The sequence below is a fragment of the [Acidovorax] ebreus TPSY genome (assembly GCF_000022305.1).
Taxonomy (GTDB): Bacteria; Pseudomonadota; Gammaproteobacteria; order Burkholderiales; family Burkholderiaceae_C; genus Diaphorobacter; species Diaphorobacter nitroreducens.
Genome location: NC_011992.1, coordinates 3,584,142 through 3,607,968, shown reverse-complemented (window position 1 = coordinate 3,607,968; position 23,827 = coordinate 3,584,142). Strand labels below are relative to the sequence as shown.

The window sequence follows — 23,827 nt, the reverse complement described above, 5'->3', positions numbered from 1 at the left end:
CGGCGGGCTGTCGCCGGGGGCGCCGGGGCGGGGGGGCGAGAGGGGGGGCGGACGTCGTCATCGCGGCGCATTAGACCGCGATGAATCAAACGTTTGTTTGATTTTTACGGGGCGCTACATCTGCGCACGAATGGAAATTCCATGTATCAAAACTGCCCCTTGCGCTTTATGGATAAGTGCTAATAGCTATGAAAAATATAGCTAAATGCCGTAGCCGACTCAGCCGAACACGGCGCGCCACAGCGCGCGCACGGCGCCTTGCTCGGCGGCCAACGTCTCGGGCGGCACGCGGGTGGGCTCTTCGTTGAGCCGCGCGCGGTGCTGCACGTGGCGCAGCGTGCGGTAGGCGTCGGCGGCGGCGCGGCCCACGCCCGCAGGCAACAGGCCGGCGGCCTCGGCGCGCTGCAGCAGCGCGATGTTGCCCACGTTGCCCTGCAGCTCGGGGTGCGCCGCGGAGTGCGCCAGCACCAGGTACTGCACGGCGAACTCGGCATCCACCATGCCGCCGGGGCTGTGCTTCACGTCGAACTGGTCCGCCGGCGCCGGGTGGGCGCTGCGCACGCGCTCGCGCATGGCGACGATCTCGCTGCGCAGCGCGGCGGCATCCCGCGGCGCGGTGATCACGGCCTGGCGCACGGCGTCGAAGCGCGCGTGCAGGCCTTCGCTGCCCATCACGAAACGCGCGCGCGTCATGGCCTGGTGCTCCCAGGTCCAGGCGGTGTTGCTGCCGCGCTGCTGCTGGTAGTCGGCATAGGCCTGGAAGCTGGTCACCAGCAGGCCCGAATTGCCGTTGGGCCGCAGGGCGGTGTCGATCTCGAACAGGTCGCCCTCGCCGGTCTTCACGGTGAGCCAGTTGATGAGCTTGCGCGCGAAGGCGGCGTAGACCTCGGGGGCACGCTCGTCGTCGTCGTCGAACACGAAGACGATGTCCAGGTCGCTGCCGTAGCCCAGTTCCTTGCCCCCCAGCTTGCCGTAGCCAATGACGGCGAACTGCGGCTGCTCACGGTGGCGGTTGCGCAGCCGGCCCCAGCACCACTCGGCCGTGACGCGCAGCACGCTGTCGGCCAGCGCGGACAGGTCGTCCGCAACCTGCTCCACGGTGATGCGCCGCTCCACGTCGCGCGCCAGCGTGCGGAAGGTCTCGGCATGGTGGGCACGGCGCAGCAGGTCGAGCAGGTTCTCGTCGTCGTCCTCACCCGTGGACTGCAGCGCGGCCAGGCGCAGCCCCAGTTCGCGTTCGAAGTCGGCGGGCACGAAGCGCTCGGACAGCAGGGCGTCGCCCGCCAGCTCGTCGATCACCCCGGGGTGCTGCAGCATGTAGCGCGCGGGCCACTTGGCCGCGCCCAGCAGGTGCAGCAGATGCTCGTGCACCGAGGGGCGCTCCAGCAGCAGCGCCAGGTAGCTCTCGCGGCGCAGCAGTGGCTCCAGCCAGCCCACCAGGCGCACCGCGGCGTCCTCGTTGACCTGGCCCTCGGCCAGCCAGCGCCCGGTGCGTTGCACGATGCGAAACAGCCGCGCGCGTGCCTCATCGCGCAGGCCCTGCACGCGCGGATGGGTGCGCCACTCGGCCACGCGCTCGCGCACCTTGGCGGGCAGTTGCTCCAGCAGCGCCTCCAGGTCGGGGGCGGGCGACGCAGCCGCTGCGGCACGCGGGCCGCCGCATCCGCCATTGCTGCATTGCTTGTGCCCCGTGCCGCCGAGCAGGATGTCGAACTCCTGGGCCACCAACTCGCGGTGCGCGTCCAGCGCGCGCAGGAAATCGCAGCAGTTCAGGCCCAGGGTGCGTGCGATCCAGGCCAGATCATCGTCGCGCGTGGGCAGCACATGGGTCTGCTGGTCGTCCAGGTACTGGATGCGGTGCTCCACGCGGCGCAGGAAGGTATAGGCGGCCGCCAGCTGCTCGGCCGTCTCCTGCGGCATGAGGCCGGCACGGGCCAGGCGTTCCAGGGCCTCCAGCGTGGGGCGGCAGCGCAGTTCGGGGAACTGGCCGCCGCGCACCACTTGCAGCAGCTGTACCGTGAACTCGATCTCGCGGATGCCGCCGCGCGAGAGCTTCACGTCGTTGGCGCGCTCGGGGTGGCCGGCGCTGCGCTTGGCGGCATGGTCGCGGATCTGGCGGTGCAGCGAACGCAGTGCGTCGAACACGCTGTAGTCCAGGTAGCGGCGGAAGACGAAGGGCAGCACTACGCCGCGCAGCGCCTGCACGTTCGGCATGCCCAGGCAGTCCAGCGGCGCCACCACGCGGCTCTTGAGCCAGGCAAAGCGTTCCCATTCGCGGCCATGCACCAGCAGGTATTCCTCCAGCGACGCCAGCGACACGGCCGGTGGCCCCGAGTTGCCGTGCGGGCGCAGGGCCAGGTCCACGCGGAACACGAAGCCGTGCTCGGTGGTGTCGCCCACCAGGCTGTAGATGGCCTTGACCGCGCGGGCAAAGTATTCGTGGTTGGAGAGCTTGCCGCGCCCGTCGGGCTGGCCGGCGGTTTCGCCCTCGTGTTCGTAGACGTAGATCAGGTCGATGTCGCTGGAGACGTTCAGCTCGCGCGCGCCGAGCTTGCCCATGCCCACGATCCACAGCTGCACGGGCTGGCCCTGGGGCCCCAGCGGCGCGCCGTGGCGCGCGTCCAGCTCGGCGCGGGCGTGGCGGCAGGCACGGTCCAGTGCCAACTCTGCCAGCCGGGTCACGGCCAGGGTGATGTCGGACAGCGGTGCGGCCTGGTCGCAGTCCAGCGTGATCAGCCGCTCCATCACCAGTTGGCGCAGGATGCGCAGCGCCGCGCCCAGGTCGTGGCCGCGCGCCAGCAGGGCGTCGCAGGCCTGGGCCATGGTCTCGCGGGTGGGCACGCCCGGGGGCAGCAGCGCCAGCTCGGCCTGGTAGCGGCGGTGCAGGCGCTGGTGGAAGCGCGAGTATTCCGACGGCGGGCTGCCGGCGGTCACGGGATCAGTCGAAGGCATCTGCATGGCAAGGGCTGCTCGGTGCGCTCGCGGGCCACGCCGGGGCGCGGCCGTACATAACGACACCGTGGGGTGCTGAACCCTCAGGGGATGTGCGGGTCATAATTCCTGCCATCGTTTCGCCCGCCATGACAGAGTCTCCTCCCCATCCCTCCCGCCTTCTCAAACTCGTGGCGGGCTGTGCGCGATGGGGGTTGGTCGCCTTGGTGACCTTCTGGTTGCTGCTGGCGGCCGCCTGGGGGGGGCTGCATGGCTGGATTGTGCCGCGTATCGGCGACTTCCGTCCGCAGCTGGAACAGCAGGCCCAACGCGCACTGGGGGTACCTGTGCGCATCCATTCCATCAGCGCGCGCAGCGAAGGGCTGATCCCCTCGGTGGAGCTGAAGGACGTGGCCCTGCTGGACGCCCAGGGGCGCGAGGCGCTGCGCCTGCCGCGCGTGGTGGTGGCGCTGTCGCCGCGCTCGCTGCTGCGCTTTGGGTTCGAGCAGATCTATATCGAAGGCCCCGAGCTGGACATGCGCCGTGAGCGCGACGGGCGCATCGTTATCGCGGGCCTGGCCTTCCGCGACAGCGCCGAGGGCGACAGTGCGGCGGCCGACTGGCTGTTCTCCCAGGCCGAGGTGGCGATTCGCGGCGGCACGCTGCGCTGGACCGACGAGCAGCGTAGCGCCGAGCCGCTGGCGCTCACCGAGGTGAGCCTGGTGCTGCGCAACAGCGCGCGCCGCCACCAGGTGCGCCTGGACGCCACGCCACCCGCCGAATGGGGCGCACCCTTTACCTTGCGCGGCCAGTTCCGCCAGCCGTTGCTGTCCACGCACAGCGGCGACTGGCAGCGCTGGAACGGCGAGCTGTTCGCCCACTTCCCGCGCGTGGACGTGTCGCGCCTGCACCGGCACGCCGATCTGGAGGGGCTGCAGGTCGCGCAGGGCCGGGGCGCCGTGCGCGCGTGGGTGGATGTGCAGCGCGGCCAGATCGGCGGCGGCACGGTGGACATGGCACTCGACGAGGTCAACGCTACCCTGGGCAAGAACCTGCGCCCACTGGCGCTGCGCACGGTGACGGGGCGGGTGGGCGGTCGCTGGCTGGACGACGGCTTTGAGCTGTCCACCCAGAATCTGCAGTTCGTGGCCGACGATGGCCTGCGCTGGCCCGGCGGCAATCTGGCGCTGCGCCACAGCGGACAGGGCCAGGCCGGCCGAGAGCGTGGCGAACTGCAGGCCGACCGGCTGGACCTGGCCGCCCTGGCGCAGATCGCGAGCCGGCTGCCCCTGGGCGACACCGTGCACGGCGCGGTGCGCGACTATGCGCCGCGCGGTCTGGTGGAGCAGTTGCGGGCCGAATGGCAAGGGCCGCTGGCGCAGCCGCAGAAGTACCAGGTTCGCGGCAAGGTCGCAGGGTTGGCGCTGGCGGCGGACGACGCCGTGCCTACCGTCGCCGGCCTCAGTGGTGCGCAGGTGTCTTTCGATCTCACCCAGGCGGGGGGGCAGGCCGAGTTGGCCATGGCCGACGGGACGCTGCGCCTGCCCGGCGTGTTTGAAGAGCCCGTAGTGCCCGTGCAGCGGCTGGAAGCGGGGGTGCGCTGGCAGATCGAGGGCGAGCGCATCGCGGTCCAGACCAGCCAGCTGCGCTTTGCCAATGCGGACGCCCAGGGCGAGGCGCGGCTGAGCTGGCACACGGGCGACCCTGCGGCGTCGCCTGCGCGCGCGCGCTTTCCGGGGGTGCTGGACCTTTCGGGCACGCTGTCACGGGCCGATGGCACGCGCGTGCATCGCTACCTGCCGCTCACCGTGCCAGCGGAGTCGCGGCACTATGTGCGCGACGCCATCCTTGCGGGGACCGCCAGCCAGGTGCAGTTCCGCGTGAAGGGCGATCTGCACGACTTTCCCTATGGCCATGTTCCGCGCGAGGGCGAATTCCACATCGCAGCGCGTGTCAAGGACGTGACGTACGGCTACGTGCCACCGGCGCTGTTGCACGCGGGCGACCGGCCCTGGCCGGCTCTCACGGCGCTGTCGGGGGAGCTGGTGTTTGACCGTGCGGGCATGGAAGTGCGCAACGCCACGGGGCGCTTTGCCGGGTATCCCGCGCTGCGGGTGCAGAAAGTGAACGCGAAGATCGCGGACCTGCAGCACACCGAAGTGGTGGTCGGGGCCGACGTGCGCGGCCCGCTGCCCGACATGCTGGCGCTGGTGAGCGCCTCGCCCATCTCCCGGCTTACGCAGGGGGCGCTGGACCGGGCCGCCGCCACCGGCGTGGCCGAACTGCAGCTGGGCCTGACGCTGCCCATCAGCCGTATCGACCAGTCCACCGTGCGCGGCAGCGTCACCCTGGCGGGCAACGACGTGCACTTTGTGCCCGAGGCGCCCCTGGTGAACGCGGCCCGGGGCGTGGTGCAGTTCAGCCAGAGCGGTTTCACGCTGGTCGGCGTGCAGGGACGCGCCCTGGGAGGCGAGGTACGGCTGGAAGGCGGCATGAATGCGGCGCCGGCGGGGGCTGGAGAGTCCTCGGTGCGCGTGCGTGCGCGCGGCACAGCCACCGCCGAGGGCCTGCGCGAGGCGCAGCAGCTGGGCCTGGTGTCGCGGCTGGTGCGCGGCGCCAGTGGCAGCGCCGCCTACACGGTGGCCGTGGGGGTGCGGCGGGGAGTGGCCGAACTGCAGGTGGCCAGCGACCTCGTCGGTCTTTCGCTGACGGCGCCCGCGCCACTGGGCAAGGCAGCGCAGGCCCCGTTGCCCGTGCGCTTCGAGAACCGCTTGACGCCCGAGGCCGCAGCCTCGGATACCGCGCCCTTGCAGGACGAATTGACGCTGGAGTTGGGCGACGTGGGCAGGCTCAACTACCTGCGCGCACTGGACGGGCCGCAGGCGCGCGTGCTGCGCGGCGCGCTCGCCATCGGCGTGCCGCCGGCGCAGATGCCCGCGCCTCCCGCCCAGGGTGTCGCGGCACACGCCGTGTTGGGTGCGCTGGACGTGGATGCGTGGACGGCGCTGTTGCAGGAGCCCTCGGCACCGTCGGCACAGGCACAGGCACAGGCACAGGCACAGGCAGCAGTACCGGCACCCGCGCCCTCCGGGGAGGCACTGGCCACCGATTACCTGCCCACCAGCCTGGCCGTGCGTGCCGCCACGCTCACGTTGCATGGGCGCACGCTGCACGACGTGGTGGTGGGGGCGTCGCGGCAGGGCGCCGTGTGGCGTGCCAACGTGGATGCCGATGAGCTGGACGGGTACCTGGAGTACCGCCCTGCCGGCGCGTCCGCGCCGCGTGCCGATGCGGCCCAGGGGCTGCTGCACGCCCGGCTGGCGCGGCTGGCCATTCCGCAGATGGCCGAGACGCAGGTCAACGCGCTGCTCGATGCGCGCGAACCGGGCACGCTGCCGGCGCTGGACATCGTGGTGGAGGATTTCGAGTTGCGCGGACGGCGCCTGGGGCGCATCGAGATCGAGGCGCGCAACCGCGGCACGGAGGGCGGCCAGCGCGAGTGGCGCCTGTCCAAGTTCAATCTGACCGCCCCCGAGGCCGTGCTGACCTCGCAGGGCCACTGGGCGCTGGTGGGCAGCGGGGCGCAGGCGCAACGGCGCACGGTGATGGACTTCGAGCTGGACATCCGCGATTCCGGCGCCTTGCTGGCACGCTTTGGCATGGACGGCGTGGTGCGCCACGGCAAGGGACGCATCGGGGGCCAGGTGGGTTGGCTGGGCTCGCCGTTGTCACCCGACTACCGCACCATGAGCGGCCAGATGAACGTGAACGTGGAGGCAGGTCAATTCCTCCAGGCCGACCCGGGACTGGCCAAGCTGCTGAGCGTGTTGAGCCTGCAATCCCTGCCGCGGCGCTTCGCGTTGGATTTCCGCGACGTGTTCAGCGAAGGCTTCGCATTCGACTTCGTGCGTGGCGACATGCGCATCGAAAACGGTGTGGCCACCACCAACAATCTGCAGATGAAGGGCGTGAATGCCGCCGTGCTCATGGAAGGCAGCGCCGACATCGAACGCGAGACGCAGGACCTGCACGTGGTGGTCGTGCCCGAAATCAACGCCATGACGGCTTCCCTCGTGGCCACGGCGATCAACCCCGTCATTGGCCTGGGCAGTTTCCTCGCGCAGGTTTTCCTGCGCGGCCCGCTGATCCAGGCCGCCACGCAGGAATTCCGCATCGACGGCACCTGGTCAGAACCGCGTGTGGAGCGCATCCAGCGCCGCAAGAGCGCTGCGCCGGAAGGCGCAGCGAGCCCTGCTGTTCCACCGGCATCAGGAGACAAACCATGAAAGTCGCAGCTTTGCAAATGGTCTCGGGCGTCGCGCTGCAGGCCAACCTGGCGCAGGCGCGCCATCTGCTGGAGCAGGCGGCGCAGGCGGGCGCGGAGCTGGCGGTGCTGCCCGAGTATTTCTGCGCCATGGGCCTGGCCGATGCGGACAAGCTGGCGCTGCGCGAAACCATGGGCGACGGCGTGGTCCAGCGGTTTCTGGCGCAAGCGGCGCGCGAGCTGGGTCTGTGGGTGGTGGGCGGCACGCTGCCGCTGGTGTGCGACAGCGAAGAGCGCGTGCACAACACCACGCTGGTGTTCTCGCCCGCCGGGGACTGCGTGGCGCGTTACGACAAGATCCACCTGTTCCGCTTCGACAACGGCACTGAATGCTTCGATGAGGCGCGCGTGATCCAGGCCGGGCGCGAGAGCGTGCGCTTTGCCCTGCCGGCGCGGGATGGCAACGTGTGGCGCGTGGGGTTGTCGGTGTGCTACGACCTGCGCTTCCCCGAGCTGTACCGCCAGCACGCGCGCGCGGGTGCCGACCTGCTGCTGGTGCCCAGCGCCTTCACCTACACCACCGGCCGGGCCCACTGGGAGGTGCTGCTGCGTGCGCGCGCCGTGGAGAACCTGGCCTATGTGCTGGCGCCGGCGCAGGGCGGAACGCACGAGAACGGCCGGCGCACCTGGGGCCACAGCATGCTGGTGGACCCCTGGGGCAGCGTGCTGGCCCAGCAGCCCGAGGGCGCGGGCGTGGTCCTGGGTACGCTGGATGCGGCGCATCTGCGCCAGGTACGCCGCCAGCTGCCGGCGCTTGAGCATTGCGTGCTCTGATGGGCGGCACCGTGGAGCACGGCGGACCAGCGCGCGGACGGGACAGGGGTGCTGCGGGCCGGCAGCAGGGCCCGCAGTCGCTGCTGCCCCCTTCGGCGCCCGAAGACGGGCCCCAGGACAAGGTACCCCGCCGGTGGCGCCGCTGGGTGGGTGCGTGGCGGCGCTGGTCCCTGTGGACGCTGCTGGTGGCGCTGGTGGCGGGCATGCTGGTCACCCAGGTATGGCTGGCTGGCCGCTACGAGGCCAGCCAGGTGCAAAGCCGCCTAGAACGCGACACTGCCGACGCCGTAGCCGACATCCGCAACGCCTTCGCGCACAACCTGCAGAACCTGCAGGCGCTGCAGGCAGGCGACCCCGACCTGGCCGCGTGGGAGGCGCGCGCGGCCGAGCTGCTGAGCACGCGCCGCGAGCTGGTGCGCATCGAATGGCGCGACACGCAGCTGCTGCTGCGCGCACATGCGGAGTCGCCCTATCGCCCCCTGCCGTGGGACGCCACCACGCGCAGCGGCACGCATTCGGAGACCATGCTGGCCTGTACCAACGCTCGGCGCATCACCGGCCCGTCGTACTCCAGCAGCTATTTCCAGCCCCTGCCCGACGGCATGGGCGCCGAGATGATGGAGGTCTGCCTGCCGTTGATCCAGGACGGACGCGTGCGCGGCTTCCTGGTTGCCACCTACGCGCTGCAGACCGTGCTGCAGGATTTGGTGGCGCCCAGCCTGCAGCGCACGCAGGAGGTTTCGTTCACCGAGGCCGACGGCACGCGGCTGGCGCTGGTGGGCGCGCTGCGCCGCGGCTCGCGCATGTTCACGGCGCAGCAGCTGTTCGACCTGCCGGGCAACACCCTGGTGCTGCGCATGGACGGCTGGCACGCCGCGCCCAGCGTGTTTCCCAACGTCCTCACGGCTCTGGTCACGGCCATGTCGATCGCGCTGGTGTCGGTGCTGGTGGTGCTGGTGCGCGACAACCGGCGCCGCCTGCGCGCCGAGCGCGACCTGGGCGACGCGCTGGCCTTTCGCAAGGCGATGGAGGATTCGCTGGTCACGGGCCTGCGCGCGCGGGATCTCAACGGCCGCATCACCTATGTGAACCCGGCGTTCTGCGACATGGTGGGCTTTCCCGCATCCGAGTTGGTGGGCCAGACGTCGCCGCTGCCCTACTGGCCGCCCGAGCACGCGCAGGAATATGCGGAGCGGCAGGTGGTGCGCATGTCGGGCCGGCTCGACCCGCCGCGCGAAGGGTACGAATCCACCTTCATGCGCAAGGACGGCACGCGCTTTCCCGTCATGATCTACGAAGCGCCGTTGATCAACGCACAGGGCCTGCACACGGGGTGGATGGGCTCGTTTCTCGACGTGAGCGAGCAGCGGCGCGTGGAGGAGTTGTCGCGCACCTCGCAGGAGCGCCTGCAGGCCACGGCACGCCTGGCCACGGTGGGGGAGATGGCATCGCTGCTGAGCCATGAACTGAACCAGCCGCTGGCGGCCATCTCCAGCTATGCCAACGGCTCGCTTAACCTGCTGGAGCCGGCGCCGGGCGCCGAGTTGCCGTCGCCCCAGGACCTGCAGGACGTGCGCGTGGGCGTGCAGCGCATTGCAGCGCAGGCCGAGCGCGCGGGCCGCGTGATCAAGAGCGTGCACGACTTCGTGCGGCGCCGCGACCAGACCCGCGAGCCGGTCACCGCGCAGGACCTGTTCGATGCGGTGCTGCCCATCATCCGGCTGCAGGCGCGCAAGCTGGGCGTGCGCGTGGTGCTGTCGATCGAGGACGGCCTGCCGCCCGCGCTGTGCGACCGCACCATGGTCGAGCAGGTGCTGTTGAACCTCACGCGCAACGCCATGCAGTCCATGGACGACCCGCAGATCCATCCGCGCATCCTCGATCTGCGGGTGCGGCGCGCGGCCTCCAATGCGTCCAACAGCTGGCTGGAGTTCTCGGTGGCCGACATGGGCATGGGCATTCCGGAGGACGTGGCCGAGAGACTGTTCACGCCGTTCTACACCACCCGCGTCGAAGGCATGGGCCTGGGGCTGAGCCTGTGCCGCACCGTGGTGGAGCAGCATGGGGGCTTTCTGGACCATGCGGCGCGTGAGCCGCGTGGTACGGTATTCACTTTCACCCTGCCCGCATTTCAGAAAGCCGACCCCTGATGGAACCCGCCTCCAACGCCACTGTGTACATCGTGGACGACGACGCCGAGGTGCGCGAGGCGCTGGCTTGGTTGCTGCGCTCGCGCCGTGTGCTCAGCGAGGCGTTCGCCAGCGCCGAAGCGTTCGAGACCATGCTGGCCGAGCGCTCCGCCAGCGGCCTCATGCAGCGCCAGCCCTGCTGCCTGCTGCTGGACGTGCGCATGCCGGGCGGCATGAGCGGCCTGGCGCTGTTCGACAAGATGGTGGAGCGCGGCGACACCGCGGGCATGCCGGTGATCTTCCTCACGGGCCACGCCGACGTGCCCACCGCCGTGGCCACGGTCAAGCGCGGCGCGTTCGACTTCTGCGAGAAGCCGTTTTCCGACAATCAGCTCGTGGACCGGATACAAGCAGCGCTGGAGCTGTCGGCCCGGCACATCGAGGCCTGCCGCGCGCGCCACGAACTGCAGGACCGGCTGTCCGACCTGACCGACCGCGAGCGCGATGTGATGCGGTTGGTGGTCGAAGGCCTGCCCAACAAGCTCATCGCCGATCAGCTCGACATCAGCGTGCGCACGGTGGAGGTGCACCGCGCGCGCGTGTTCGACAAGATGCAGGTCAAGTCGGCGGTGGAGCTTGCCAACCTGCTGCGCGCCGCGCCACCGGCGTAAAAAAAGACGCGGGCCCTTGCGGGCGCGCGTCGTCTTCGTCTTCACATCGTCGGCGGGCAGGATTGCCGCGCCGACGGCCCGCCGCAGATCAGCCGCGGCCCTGGCGCTCACCCACATAGATCTCCACGCGGCGGTTGCGGGCGCGCCCGTCGGAGGTGTCGTTGGAGGCCACAGGTTCACGCGAGCCACGGCCTTCCACGTGGATGCGGTTCCCGTTCACGCCACGCGCCGTGAGGTAGTTGCGCGTGCTCTCGGCGCGGTCCAGCGACAGCGGGTTGTTGATCGCATCGCTGCCGGTGGAGTCGGTGTGGCCGACGATGCGCACCTCGGTGTTCGGGTTGTTGCGCAGGCCCTCGGCAAAGCGGTCCAGAATGGGGCGGAAGTTGGGCTGGATGTCCGAACGGTTGGTGGCGAACGAGATATCGCTCGGGATATCCAGCTTGAGCTGGTTGTCCGGCGTCTGCGTCACCGTCACACCGGTGCCCTGGGTGGCGGCCTGCATGTCTTGCTTTTGGCGCTCCATGTGCTGGGACCAGATGTAGGTGCCCAGTGCACCCACGCCCGCGCCGATCACGGCGCCCTGCGCCGCATGGCCGCCCGTCATGGCGCCGATGGCTGCGCCGCCCAGCGCACCCACGCCGGCGCCGGTGGCGGTGCGGCGCTGGGTGTCGGTCATGTTGGCACAGCCTGTGGCCAGCATGACCACCGCGAGACTGCCGATGAGGAGAGGTTTGCGCATGAGAGAACTCCTTTGTTGTTGCTCGGTCGGCTGGCAGCCCTCGAGCGGGCGGCTGGGCCAGTGCGAGCAGCGTAGCAATCCACCGGTGCCTCGTCTGTAGGACGCGGCGCAACGCGCGTGCGCGACCTGGGGCCGATCGGCCTGCGTTCGATGGGCCGCGCAGATGCCAGGCCACAACCCGAGAACGACCTCAGCCGTTGGGCGGGGCGTCGTCCCGTGAGGGAGGCTCGCTGGGGGCCGCTGGCGGCTCGCCGCCCTTGCGGCCGCTGAACATGGTCCACCAGACAATGCCCACGAGGAGCACCAGTGCAAGCAATGCTTCAAGCAAAATCAGCCCCATGAATCTTCGTCTCCTGCGCCTGGTGGTATCGGCGCTGATTGTAGGAACGCTGGCCGCGTGCTCCACCCGTCCTCCGGCGCCCGTGGCGCCCAGCGTGCCGTCCGTGCAGCCGCCCGCCGCGCCCACTGTACCGGTGCCTGTGCCGGGCACGCTCACGCAGTCCAAGAGCCGCTGGGTGCCGGTGGGCTGGGGCGAGTTGCCGGGGTTTGAGGGCGATGCGCTGCACGAGGCCTGGAACGCCTGGCTGCGCAGCTGCGAGCGCCCCGCGCCGGCGTTCGCGCCGCTGTGCGGCGATGTGCGCCGCCTGAGCATCGCGTCGCCCGAGGAGCAGCGCGGCTGGATGATGCAGCGCCTGCAGCCCTACCGCGTCGAGTCGCTGGACGGAGCGGCCGACGGCCTGCTCACGGGCTACTTTGAGCCCTATCTGGACGCCGCGCGCCAACCGGGCAATGGCTTCAGCGTGCCTTTGTATGCACCACCGGCCGATCTGGCGGCGCGCAAGCCCTGGTACACGCGCCAGCAGATCGACACCCTGCCGCAGGCCCAGGCCGCCCTGGCCGGCCGCGCCATCGCCTGGGTGCGCGACCCGGTGGAAGCCATGGTGCTGCACATCCAGGGCTCGGGCCGGCTGCGCGTGCAGGAGGCGGACGGCAGCGTGCGCCTGGTGCGCCTGGCCTTCGCGGGCACCAACGACCAGCCGTACAAGAGCGTGGGCAAGTGGCTGCTGGACCAGGGCCTGGTGCGCGACGCCACCTGGCCCGGCATCACCGCCTGGGTGCGGGCCAATCCGCAGCGCGTGAACGAGATGCTGTGGTCCAACCCGCGCTACGTGTTCTTTCGCGAGGAGCCGCTGGACGCGCTGGACGCCGCCTTCGGGCCCAAGGGCGCGCAGGGCGTGCCGCTCACGCCGGGGCGCTCGATCGCCGTGGACCGCCAGAGCATCCCCTACGGCACGCCGGTGTGGCTGGCCTCCAGCGGCCCCACGGCGCAGTTGTCGCGCCTGGTGCTGGCGCAGGACACGGGCAGCGCCATCCTGGGCGCGGTGCGCGCGGATTACTTCACCGGCTGGGGCCCCGAGGCGGGCGAGATTGCCGGGCGCCTGAAGCAGGGCCTGCGCCTATGGGCGTTGTGGCCGCGGTAGTGCTATTGATTTGGAAGCTGTTCGCGCTTGATTTGTGCTGATTTCAATCCAAATTGATGCTCAAATGCCCGTAAAGAAAGCGCTGAAAGCTATCAATATGGGAGTGATTCATTCGCCCTCGACCACGTAGCGCGACACCACGGGCGGCGCGTCGCCCACGTGGAAGGCAAAGCGCCGGTCGCGCAGCGCCACGTCGGAGGCGGTGACGCGGTCAAAGCGCCGCAGGTGCTCTGTCCAGGATTCGTCCACCACGCGCTCCACGTAGCGGCGCGGGTCGGCGATGTCGTGCTGCAGCTCCCAGCTCAAGGCGCCCTGGCGCAGGCGCGCGCGGCGGCTTTCCTGCATCACGGCGCGGAATTCTGCCGCCCGCGCGGGGTTGATGAAGTATTCGATGCTGACCACCAGCCGCAGGCCGGCGGCGGGCGGGCTGTCGGCCCGCGGTGCCTGGAAGGCGCGCGAGGCGCTCAGGTCCTCCTCGCCATGGCGGTTGCTCACCAGGCGCTGTACCAGCGCCATCACCAACACCCCGGTGAGTGCCGCCAATGCCAGGCTCATGTGCACGCTGGAGAGTGCGGCGACCTGCCCCCACAGCGCCGCGCCCACGGCCGTGGCGCCCATGATGGACATCTGGTAGATGGACATGCCGCGCGCGCGCACCCAGTTGGGCAGCGCCAGCTGTGCGGCCACCGTGAGCGAATTGGCGGTGGTGATCCACGCCGCCCCGCCCACCAGCATGGCCGGCACCGCCACGTACACGTTGGGCGCAATGGCGACCACGGCCGTGGCCAGCGCCTGCAGCAGCGTGCCGCGCGCCACCAGCTGGTCCAGCGACATCATCTGGCGCAGACGCGGCAGGAACATGGCAGCGCTCACGGCGCCCGCGCCCATGGAGGCCAGCAGCAGCGTGAAGGTGCCTGCGCCGCCGCCCTGCAGGTCGCGCGCCACCAACGGCAGCAGCGCCAGCAGCGCCGTGGCATGCAGGAAGAAGATGGAGATGCGCCACAGCACGGCGCGCATCGGGGGCGACTCGCGCACGAACTGCAGACCCACGCGCATGGCACTGGTCAGGCGTTCGCGCCCCAGCGGGTTGGGCATGGGCTGGCGCCGCCAGCGCATGATGGTGAAACCCGCCACCAGCGACAGCACGGCATTCAGCACGAACACCCAGGCGCTGCCCGCGCTGGCGATGATGGCGCCGGCCACCAGCGGGCCGATGATGCGCGAGGCGTTCATGGCCACGCCATTGAGCGCCAGCGCCGCGGGCAACTGTTGGCGGTTCACCAGCTCCGGCACGATGGCCGCAAACACCGGCCAGCGCATCGCCAGCCCGATGCCGTTGGCGAACGTCAGCGCCAGCAGCAGGTAGGGGTTGAGCCCGCCCCAGAGGATGGCCACGCACAGCACCACCGCCACGGCCGCCACCCAGAACTGCGTGACCATGAAGTAGCGCCGCCGGTCCAGGATGTCGGCCAGCGCGCCGCTGGGCAGGCCCAGCAGGAAAACGGGCAGCGTCGAGGCCGTCTGCACCAGCGCCACCAGGGCAGGCGAATCGGTCAGCGTGGTCATCAGCCAGGCCGTGGCCACGTCGTTCATCCACATGCAGGTGTTGGCCGCCAGCCAGGTGAGCCACAGCATGCGGAACACCGGCACCGACAGCGGCGCGAAGGGCGACTGCGGCGCACGCTGCGCCGCGCTGTGCTGCAACTCGGCTGTGGCGGCGGCCTCGGCGGTGTGGGCGGCGGCGGAGGCCGCGTCGGGGCCTGGCGGTGTGGGTGGTGAACTCAGCGGTCCGCTGTCATGGAGGGGCTGGGGCGGCATGTGCGGCCATTGTGACGGGAATGCGGCGCGCTTGCTGCGCCGGGGCCGCAATCTCGGCGGGCGCGAAACGGTGTTCAGCCTCTGTTGGAATTGCCGTTGCCGTTGCTTCCGGCGTTCCCATTGCCGTTGCCCCCGGCATTCCCGTTCCCGTTGCCTCCGGCGTTCCCATTGCCGTTGCCTCCGGCATTCCCGTTCCCGTTGCCTCCGGCGTTCCCATTGCCGTTGCCTCCGGCATTCCCGTTGCCATTGCCTCCGGCGTTCCCGTTGCCATTGCCTCCGGCGTTCCCGTTGCCATTGCCTCCGGCGTTCCCGTTGCCATTGCCTCCGGCGTTCCCGTTGCCATTGCCTCCGGCGTTCCCGTTGCCATTGCCTCCGGCGTTCCCGTTGCCATTGCCTCCGGCGTTCCCGTTCCCGTTGCCGTTGGTGTTTGCGGGAGGAGGCAACGCGGATGGAGGGTCAACTACAGCCCTTTGCCGCACGCGTATCCGCTGCGCGACCAGCACGCCGTTGGCAGACATCCGGCCCGCCACTTCCAGCGTTGCGCCGTTGCGGATGTCATCAGCCCGCCCCCCGGTTATTTGCGCGCCCGAGGCATCGATATCCGTGCCTTGCAGCGCAAAGGATTGTGCAGAGGCGAAGTTCGTCACCACACCTTCCAGCACGACGGGCGCGTCTGCCTGGCGTGAGAGGCTGTGCGCTGGCCGCAGGAAGCTGGCCACGAGCACGTTGCCGGCCGGGGCCTGGGCTGCATGCACATACAGCGGCATGCCGTTGTCCAGCATGCTGGCCTCCAGACCGTTCAAAAAGGCAGCCTGTGCATACTGGATCTGCATCGTGCCCAACTGGAACCGGCGGGCCACCGTATCGAGGGCCTGCACGCTGCCCCACAGCACGGGCTGTACCGAGGGGAGCGTGGCGGTGGTCAGCTGCAGCCGGGTCGCGCGCATCAGCCCACTGCTGGTGGGCAACGCATGTACCTGCACGATCTGGCCGACTTGCAAGGCGGCCAAGCCGGACAGTCCGTCGAGCACGGTCTCGTCATCGACATATACCCGCGCACCCATTACCTCGATGCGCCCCAGCGCCGCGTCCACGGCATCCACCGCCCCCCGTAGCTCCGGTATCGACAGTACATGCGCGGCCGTACCCGTGCTGAATCCGGTATCGAGGGTGCCGTTCACTTGCACGGTCATGCCAGGTTTCAGGCTGTTCTGGCCGCTCTTCAGGCTTTGCTGACCATTGGCGTCTTCCTGCGAGACGCCTTCCACTTCCACCTGGGCGTGGCTGATATCGAAGCGCACGCCGTTCACAACCATGTACGACCCGCTGGGTGATTCGCCGAGGCTGTCGATGCTGCCAATGGCCACGGAAGACATGGCGATGCCGGTGCCGCCCGAGCCCACGCCATCGCCGCCTCCACAGGCTGCGAGCACCAGCCCCAGCGTGGTCATCAGCGCGTATATCCCAGTCCTCATGTTTTTTTCCTGCGCTTTGCAGAGCCTGCACGGGTGGTCGGCTTCACGTCCGGCGGCTCGTCCTCATGGTAGACATACACCCCTACGCGCATGCGTGCCGTTCCCATGCCTGCCGCAGAGGCATGGGCCTGGGTCATTTCCCGTACCAGGCGGTAATGCACGGAATCCCAATGTTCCCGTGCCAACTGGTGGATGCGTTCGCACTCCGACACGGTCAAGCCCGAGGCATAGACGGAGCGTTCCAGCATCCGGGGCTGCTGCCCCAAGGTATTGCTGACGGCGGCCAGCAGATGGTCCCGCACATTGTCCCCGGTGAAGGCCAGCATGTCCCGCAGGCTGGTGGCCGGGATGAAGCCGTCGCCCACCAGCTCCACCTCGCCTTCGCCGTCGCCCGTCAGCCCCCTGACCAGATTCAGGCGCTGAAGCTCCTCCAGCAGGGTTCTGTGGTGCACATCGCCGCGGGTGGCGAGACGCGCCACCAGTTCAAAAGAGGGGCCATGGCCGGTGTCCACAATAGGAAGGCGGCGCCGGCTGGGCTCCTCGGCGGCAAGCTGCAACCAGGCCGTGAAAGCCTTGGCGGCCGACGACCCTTCGGTGGCAGGCAAAGGGTCGCGTACTTGGCGCACTCTGGCGGTCACGTCCTTGCGATTGAGACCGGTGGTGACCGAGATCTGGCTCAGGTTGGGGTCGGGAATGCCTTGGCTGCGCCAGAGATGGCGCGCTTCCTCCAGCAGCAGGTCCCTCAGGATTTCTTCGAGTTGGGCGTGCTTCAGTCCCATCGCCAACGCCAGCCTGACCGCGGGGCGAAGGATTCGTACCAGCGCGGACTGCGTCCATTTCAGGCGGTCTTGCATGGGAAGGTGAAAGGGCGAGAGGCTCGTCGCTCAAGTGTGACTGCTTATGCAGCCAGCGGTGCCTAAAAAATGCGAGTGTGCCATCTGCCTGACACCAGGAGAAGGACCGCCAGGCGCGATGGCCGTTGGCGTCATGTTCCCTGAACGCGCTGGAGTCTGACCTCGCTGGAACGAAGCCGCCCCGATGCGCGGGCGGCTTCAGCGGGTTGCTGGGATCGTGGCGCCCGGGCACCATTTGCAATGAAAATGCGATCAAACCCTTATGGGGAAAGCGGCGACAGCTACTGAATTAGGAGTGGCGCTACGCTGCGGCGCCACGCACCACGGGCCGCACCGGGCCCAGGTGCGCCAACGGCAGCGCGCCGCCTGCCTTGACCTCGCCCAGCGAGAAGCTGGTGTGCATGTCCTTCACGTTGGGCAGGTTCAGCAGCACGGTGCGCGCGAACTGCGAGAAGCTGTCCAGGTCGCGCGCCACCACCTGCAGCTCGAAGGTACCGGTGCCGCTGATGTAGTGGCATGAGACCACTTCGGGGATTTGCGCAATGGCCTGCTCCATGGCCAGCGTCAGGTCGCCGGTGTTGCGCTCGGCGTCCAGGCGCACGAACGCCAGCACGCCCAGGCCGATCTTGTGGCGGTCGATTTCCGCGTGATAGCCGCGGATGTAGCCCGCTTCCTCCAGGGCGCGTACGCGCCGCCAGCACGGTGCAGCGGACAGGCCTACGCGTTGCGCCAGCTCGGCGTTGGTCAGGCGCGCCTCGGCCTGCAGCTCGCGCAGGATGGCGATGTCGTATTTGTCCAAGGTTTCCATTTTTGGATTGTTTTAAGAAAGAAGCTTTCGTGCATCAGGGTAAACGCGGCAAATAAAGCAAACACATATCGGTGTCTCGCGCATACACTGCGCAGATCGGGTGGCGCCCACACGGCACCGTCCCGCACGCCGCGCCCAACAGAGGCGGCGGATCACAGAACCCACGGAGACAAGACATGAATGCCCCGCTGCCCGAACACGTCCGCCGCGCGCTGGAGACGGTCACCCTTGAGGACAAATACACGCTGGGCCACGGCCGCGCCTTCATGAGTGGGGTGCAGGCCCTCGTGCGCCTGCCCATGCTGCAGCGCCAGCGCGATGCCGCCGTGGGCCTGAATACCGCGGGCTTCGTGAGCGGCTACCGTGGCTCGCCCCTGGGCGGCTACGACCAGGCCCTGTGGGGCGCCCGCAAGCACCTGGCCGAGCACCACGTGGTCTTTCAGCCCGGCGTGAACGAGGAGCTGGCCGCCACCGCCGTCTGGGGCACGCAGCAACTGGACATCTACCCCCAGTCCAAGAAGTACGACGGCGTGTTTGGCATCTGGTACGGCAAGGGCCCGGGCGTGGACCGCTGCTCCGACGTGTTCAAGCATGCCAACATGGCCGGCACGGCGCGGCATGGCGGCGTGATCGCCGTGGCGGGCGACGACCACATCAGCAAGAGCAGCACGGCGGCGCACCAGAGCGACCACATCTTCAAGGCCTGCGGCCTGCCGGTGTTCTTCCCCAGCAGTGTGCAGGACATTCTGGACATGGGGCTGCACGCCTTTGCCCTGAGCCGCTTTTCGGGCCTGTGGTCCGGACTCAAGACCATCCAGGAGGTGGTGGAGTCGTCCAGCAGCATCTCCGTGGACCCCGACCGCGTGAAGATCGTCATGCCCGAGGACTTCACCATGCCGCCCGGCGGCCTGCACATCCGCTGGCCCGATGCGCCGCTGGAGCAGGAGGCGCGCCTCATGGACTACAAGTGGTACGCGGCACTGGCGTACATCCGCGCCAACAAGCTCAACTACAACGTGATCCAGGGCTCGCAGGACCGCTTCGGCATCATCGCCAGCGGCAAGGCGTACAACGACACGCGCCAGGCACTGGTGGACCTGGGCCTGGACGACGACACCTGCCGTCAGCTGGGCATCCGCGTGCACAAGGTCAACGTGGTGTGGCCGCTCGAAGCCACCATCACGCGCGACTTCGCGCAGGGGCTGCAGGAGATCCTGGTGGTGGAGGAAAAACGCCAGGTCATCGAATACCAGATCAAGGAAGAGCTCTACAACTGGCGCGCCGACGTGCGTCCCAACGTGCTGGGCAAGTTCGACGAGATCGAGGGTGACAACTCCGGCGGCGAATGGAGCATGCCCAATCCCAGCCAGAACTGGCTGCTGCGGCCCAAGGCCGACCTGACGCCGGCCATCATCGCCAAGGCGATCGCCAAACGCCTGAAGAAGCTGGGCGTGCCCGAGGACATCGTGGCGCGCATGGACGCGCGCATCTCCGTGGTGGAGGCACGCGAGCGCGGCCTGCTGGAGGTGAAGACCGACACCGGCGAGCGCATGCCGTGGTTCTGCAGCGGCTGCCCGCACAACACCAGCACCCGCGTGCCCGAAGGCTCGCGCGCCGTGGCCGGCATTGGTTGCCACTACATGGCCAACTGGATGCCCGACCGCGCCACGAGCACCTTCACGCAGATGGGCGGCGAGGGCGTGACCTGGGTGGGCCAGGCGCCGTTCACCAAGGACAAGCACGTGTTCGCCAACCTGGGCGACGGCACCTACTTCCACAGCGGCCTGCTGGCGATTCGCCAGAGCATCGCCTCGGGCGCGAACATCACCTACAAGATCCTCTACAACGACGCCGTGGCCATGACCGGCGGCCAGCAGGTGGGCGAGCGCCCCGAAGGGCATTCGGTGGCGCAGATCGCCCACAGCCTGCGCGCCGAGGGCGTGGTCCGGCTGGTGGTGGTGACGGACGAGCCCGAGAAGTACCACGGCCGTACGCACCCGGCCAACGCCGGGCGCGCCGGCCACCCCGAGCTGCTCAACGACCTGCCGCCGGGCATTGAGGTCTTCCACCGCGACGAGCTGGACCGCATCCAGCGTGAGTTCCGCGAGATCGCAGGCTGCACGGCCATCATCTATGACCAGACCTGCGCGACCGAGAAGCGCCGCCGCAGGAAGCGCGGCCTGCTGGCCACACCCGCCAAGACCGTGGTCATCAACGAGCTGGTGTGCGAGGGCTGCGGCGATTGCTCGGTGCAGTCCAACTGCCTGTCGGTGGAGCCGGTGGAGACCGAGTTCGGTCGCAAGCGCCGCATCAACCAGAGCACCTGCAACAAGGACTATTCCTGCGTGAAGGGCTTCTGCCCGAGCTTCGTCACCGTCGAGGGCGGCCAGCTCAAGAAGCCCAAGAAGGAGAAGAAGGGCGACCTGTCCACGATGGCACCCATCCCCGAGCCGGTGCTGCCGGCGGCTGAAGCCGCGTGGGGCATCGTCGTGGCTGGCGTGGGCGGCACGGGCGTGATCACCATCGGGTCCCTGCTGGGCATGGCCGCGCACCTGGAGGGCAAGGGCGTCATCACGCAGGACGCGGCGGGCCTGGCGCAAAAGGGCGGCTCCACCTGGAGCCATGTGCAGATCGCCAACCGCCCCGAGGCCATCCACACCACCAAGGTGGACACGGCCAAGGCGGACCTGGTGATCGGCTGCGACCCCATCGTTGCCGCGAACAAGGCCACGCTGGCCGCCATGCAGCCGGGGCGCACCTTTGTCGCCCTCAACAGCCACGGCACACCGGCCGCGGCCTTTGTGCACAACCCCAATTGGCAGTTCCCGGCCGACGGCTGCGAGGCCGCCATCGCCCAGGCCGTGGGCGCCGAGTTGCTGGGTGTGTTCGACGCCGAGCAGGTGGCCAGCCAGTTGCTGGGTGACAGCATCTACACCAACCCGCTGATGCTGGGCTATGCGTGGCAAAAGGGCCGCGTGCCGCTGTCCCACGCCGCGCTCATGCGCGCCATGGAGCTCAATGGCGTGCAGGTGGAGAACAACAAGGCTGCCTTCGAATGGGGCCGCCGCTGCGCGCACAACCTGGCCGAGGTGCAGGCGCTGTTCCAGGCCGCGCAGGTGATCCAGTTCGTGAAGAAGCCCGGCTTGGCCGAGGTGCAGGCGCTGTTCCAGGCCGCGCAGGTGATCCAGTTCGTGAAGAAGCCCGGCTTGGCCGAGATGGTCGCCAAGCGTGTGGACTTCCTTACGGGCTACCAGAACGCCGCCTATGCGGCCGAGTACCAGGCCTTCGTGGACAAGGTGCGCACGGCGGAGGATTCACTGGGCCAGGGCACGCGCCTCACCGAAGCGGTGGCGCGCTACCTGTTCAAGCTGATGGCCTACAAGGACGAGTACGAAGTGGCGCGGCTGCACACCGACAAGGCGTTCACCGACAAGATCGCCGCGATGTACGAAGGCGACTACAAGCTGGTGCACCACCTGGCGCCCCCGCTGCTGGCCAAGCAAAACGACAAGGGTGAGTTGGTCAAGCAAAGCTACGGGCCCTGGATGCGCAAGGCCTTCGGCGTGCTGGCTCGCATGAAGGGGCTGCGCGGCACGGCGCTCGATGTCTTCGGCCGGACCGAGGAGCGCAAGACCGAGCGCGCGCTGATCCGCGAATACCGCGCCTGCATCGAGGAACTGCTGAAGGGCCTGACGGCCGAGCGCCTGGCGCTGGCGGTGGAGATCGCGCGTATCCCTGAGGACATCCGCGGCTACGGCCATGTGAAGGAGCGCCACCTGCAGGCCGCGCGCAAGAAGTGGTTCGCACTCATGGACCGCTGGCGCGCCCCACACGCGGGTGCGCCCCGCCAAGTGGCCTGAGACTGGGCGGGCCTGTCATGCCCGCCCATTCCTTCTGACCCCGCCCGTCGCCGCCTGCCCCTGCCCGAGGGCAACGCGGTCGTTCACGCGTTCTGCGGAGTGGGCATGCCGGCCACACTGGACGGGCCTTCTTGCCCGGCCGGCGGGTCGGCCAACTGCACGCGGCTGACCGGCACCGCCAGCCGCATGCCCAGCGCCTGCAGCCGGCCCAGCAACGCCAGGTTGATGCGCTGCTGCAGGTCCATGTAGAGGTTGTAGCCCGGGTCTTTGACGATGTAGACCACTTCGTAATCGAGCGAGCTGGCGCCAAATCCCTTGAAATGCGCGCGGTCGAAGCGCAGTTGCGGTTCGGCCTCGATGATGTCGCGCACCGCTTGTGCCAGGGCCTGCGCCTGCGCGGGCGAGGTGTCCTGCGCCACGCCAAAGCCAAACACGATGCGGCGCTCGCGCATGTGGCGATAGTTGTTGATGGTCTGCTTGAGTAGCTCGGTGTTGCTCATCACCACCTGTTCCCCGCTCAGGGCGCGGATGCGCGTGGTCTTTACGCCCACCTGCTGCACGGTGCCTGCGATGGGACCCACGACGATGAAGTCGCCCACCTCGAAGGGCTTGTCCACCGCGATCGCCATGGAGGCGAACAGATCGCCCAGCACACTTTGCACCGCCAGCGCCACCGCAATGCCGCCCACGCCCAGGCTGGCCACGAAGGCGGTGATGTTCACCCCCAGGTTCGAGAGGATGGCCAGCAGCACCGTGGCCCACACCAGCGTGCGCAGCCCCCAGGACATGAGCGTGGCCGAGGCGCTGATCTGCCCCGTGCCCGCGGCGCCATGGTGGCGCCGGTAGCGCTCGACCCCCAGACTGATGGCGCGCGTGCCCCACAGCCCCAGCTGCACCGCCACGGCCAGGAACCAGAGCTGGCTCACACGGTCATGCCAACGGCCGGGCAGGTCCAGCATGCCGGTGCCCACCAGCAGTGCCGCCAGCAGGATGAGCAGACGGCTGGTTCCGGCGAGCACCTGCGCCAGCAGGCTTGCCGCGCCGGCATCGCCGCCGCCGGATTTGCGGTCGGCATGCGCGACGGCCCAGCGCAGCAGCAGCGTGAGCGCCAGGTAGATGCCCATCGCCGTGGCCGCCGCCGCCAATACCTCGGCAGCGGACATGCCCCAGAACCACTCTGTCTCCAGCCAGGCGGATACCGATGCGAAATCCATGGAAAGCGTTTCCTTTCTTGACACGGGGGGTGGGAGGGAAGGGGCCGCGGCGCGGCGCCGGCCGCCGCGGGCGGCACACAGGCATGCTACGAAGCCCTGACAGGCGCCGGCGTAGGCCCAGGCCGACGATGGGCGCGTCGCATCCGATGCATTAACCGCCCCTGGTCCGGGGCTTTATGCTATATGTATGATAGCTTTTGGCGCTTACTGGACGGGCTTTGCATGGTGTTTTGATGCGGAATTCCTGAGGGTGCCCGCAGCCCGCCGGCCGCCGGTGCGCGCAGCCCTGGCCGGCAGCCCCCCGCATACAATGGCCGGCTCACCGCCCGCAGGCCCTGGCGCCTCCCGGCGGAGCCCCTTTGCACCTATTACTACCAGTGGAGTCCTTCCCGTGTTGATTTCTTCTGCTTTTGCACAGACCGCCCCCGCCGCAGCCGCCGAGGCCGGCCTGATGGGATCGCTCACCAGCATGCTGCCGCTGGTGCTGATGTTCGTGGTGCTGTACTTCATCATGATCCGTCCCCAGATGAAGCGCCAGAAGGAGCACCGCGCCATGATCGACGCGCTGGCCAAGGGCGACGAAGTGGCCACGGCCGGCGGCTTGCTGGGCAAGGTGGCGGGCCTGAGCGAAGGCTACCTGCAACTGGAGATTGCGCCTGGCGTGCAGGTGCAGGTGCAGCGCAGCGCCGTGGCCCAGGTGCTGCCCAAGGGCACGGTCAAGTAAACCGTCCCAGCTGTAGGCCCACGGG

Annotated in this window: 15 protein-coding genes; 7 read left to right on the top strand and 8 right to left on the bottom strand. The window is 69.1% G+C overall.

Annotated features, from left to right (window positions below):
• Positions 1-219: 219 nt before the first annotated feature.
• Entirely contained in the window at positions 220-2,958 is a 2,739-nt protein-coding gene (gene glnE, locus DTPSY_RS16890) for a bifunctional [glutamate--ammonia ligase]-adenylyl-L-tyrosine phosphorylase/[glutamate--ammonia-ligase] adenylyltransferase (RefSeq protein WP_015914587.1), read from the bottom strand.
• A 122-nt stretch (positions 2,959-3,080) separates the two neighbouring features.
• On the opposite strand from glnE, the gene DTPSY_RS16885 reads away from it, so the two are divergent.
• Genes DTPSY_RS16885 through DTPSY_RS16870 form a run of 4 tightly spaced genes read left to right on the top strand, consistent with a single transcriptional unit; the run spans position 3,081 to position 10,829 of the window.
• Positions 3,081-7,217: a YhdP family protein gene (locus DTPSY_RS16885; RefSeq protein WP_015914586.1), complete on the top strand. Its 4,137-nt coding sequence runs from the start codon at positions 3,081-3,083 to the stop codon at positions 7,215-7,217.
• Complete coding sequence (locus DTPSY_RS16880; RefSeq protein WP_011807100.1) at positions 7,214-8,029, top strand: carbon-nitrogen hydrolase family protein; 816 nt, start codon at positions 7,214-7,216, stop codon at positions 8,027-8,029. Before DTPSY_RS16885 ends, DTPSY_RS16880 begins: the two co-directional genes overlap by 4 nt.
• Complete coding sequence (locus DTPSY_RS16875; protein ID WP_015914585.1) at positions 8,029-10,179, top strand: two-component system sensor histidine kinase NtrB; 2,151 nt, start codon at positions 8,029-8,031, stop codon at positions 10,177-10,179. Before DTPSY_RS16880 ends, DTPSY_RS16875 begins: the two co-directional genes overlap by 1 nt.
• Positions 10,179-10,829 (top strand): response regulator transcription factor, encoded by a 651-nt coding sequence (locus DTPSY_RS16870; RefSeq protein WP_015914584.1) that lies wholly within the window; start codon positions 10,179-10,181, stop codon positions 10,827-10,829. The genes DTPSY_RS16875 and DTPSY_RS16870 overlap by 1 nt, the downstream gene beginning before the upstream one ends.
• Before the next feature lie 88 nt (positions 10,830-10,917).
• Here the strand turns inward: DTPSY_RS16870 and DTPSY_RS16865 are convergent, their stop codons facing one another.
• Entirely contained in the window at positions 10,918-11,568 is a 651-nt protein-coding gene (locus DTPSY_RS16865; RefSeq protein WP_011807097.1) for a YiaD family glycine zipper/OmpA-like lipoprotein, read from the bottom strand.
• 190 nt (positions 11,569-11,758) lie between these two features.
• Positions 11,759-11,908: a hypothetical protein gene (locus DTPSY_RS18590; RefSeq protein WP_187148588.1), complete on the bottom strand. Its 150-nt coding sequence runs from the start codon at positions 11,906-11,908 to the stop codon at positions 11,759-11,761.
• Here DTPSY_RS18590 and mltA point away from each other — a divergent pair.
• A complete protein-coding gene (gene mltA, locus DTPSY_RS16860) occupies positions 11,841-13,049 on the top strand; it encodes a murein transglycosylase A (protein ID WP_011807096.1) in 1,209 nt (402 codons plus the stop codon). The two genes, DTPSY_RS18590 and mltA, sit on opposite strands and share 68 nt — an antisense overlap.
• A 108-nt stretch (positions 13,050-13,157) precedes the next feature.
• Here mltA and DTPSY_RS16855 read toward each other — a convergent pair whose 3' ends face one another.
• From DTPSY_RS16855 to DTPSY_RS16840, 4 genes are all read right to left on the bottom strand, one after another.
• A complete protein-coding gene (locus DTPSY_RS16855; RefSeq protein ID WP_015914582.1) occupies positions 13,158-14,867 on the bottom strand; it encodes an MFS transporter in 1,710 nt (569 codons plus the stop codon).
• A 74-nt stretch (positions 14,868-14,941) separates the two neighbouring features.
• The gene (locus tag DTPSY_RS18720; RefSeq protein ID WP_238526551.1) at positions 14,942-16,318 is read right to left on the bottom strand and encodes a DUF5666 domain-containing protein; all 1,377 of its coding nucleotides are present in this window, start codon (positions 16,316-16,318) and stop codon (positions 14,942-14,944) included.
• A gap of 20 nt (positions 16,319-16,338) precedes the next feature.
• On the bottom strand, positions 16,339-17,196 hold the full coding sequence (locus DTPSY_RS16845) for a DUF6502 family protein (RefSeq protein ID WP_015914580.1): 858 nt from the start codon (positions 17,194-17,196) through the stop codon (positions 16,339-16,341).
• A gap of 301 nt (positions 17,197-17,497) precedes the next feature.
• Positions 17,498-18,004, bottom strand: coding sequence for an Lrp/AsnC family transcriptional regulator (locus DTPSY_RS16840; protein ID WP_011807092.1), 507 nt, complete (start codon positions 18,002-18,004; stop codon positions 17,498-17,500).
• Between the two features lie 176 nt (positions 18,005-18,180).
• On the opposite strand from DTPSY_RS16840, the gene DTPSY_RS16835 reads away from it, so the two are divergent.
• Positions 18,181-21,864 carry an indolepyruvate ferredoxin oxidoreductase family protein gene (locus DTPSY_RS16835; protein ID WP_015914579.1) on the top strand — a complete coding sequence of 1,228 codons (3,684 nt, stop codon included), beginning with the start codon at positions 18,181-18,183 and terminating at the stop codon, positions 21,862-21,864.
• A gap of 83 nt (positions 21,865-21,947) precedes the next feature.
• Here the strand turns inward: DTPSY_RS16835 and DTPSY_RS16830 are convergent, their stop codons facing one another.
• Complete coding sequence (locus DTPSY_RS16830) at positions 21,948-23,078, bottom strand: mechanosensitive ion channel family protein (RefSeq protein WP_015914578.1); 1,131 nt, start codon at positions 23,076-23,078, stop codon at positions 21,948-21,950.
• A gap of 391 nt (positions 23,079-23,469) precedes the next feature.
• Between DTPSY_RS16830 and yajC the strand changes: the two genes are divergently transcribed.
• Positions 23,470-23,802, top strand: coding sequence for a preprotein translocase subunit YajC (yajC, locus tag DTPSY_RS16825; RefSeq protein WP_015914577.1), 333 nt, complete (start codon positions 23,470-23,472; stop codon positions 23,800-23,802).
• Positions 23,803-23,827: the final 25 nt, after the last annotated feature.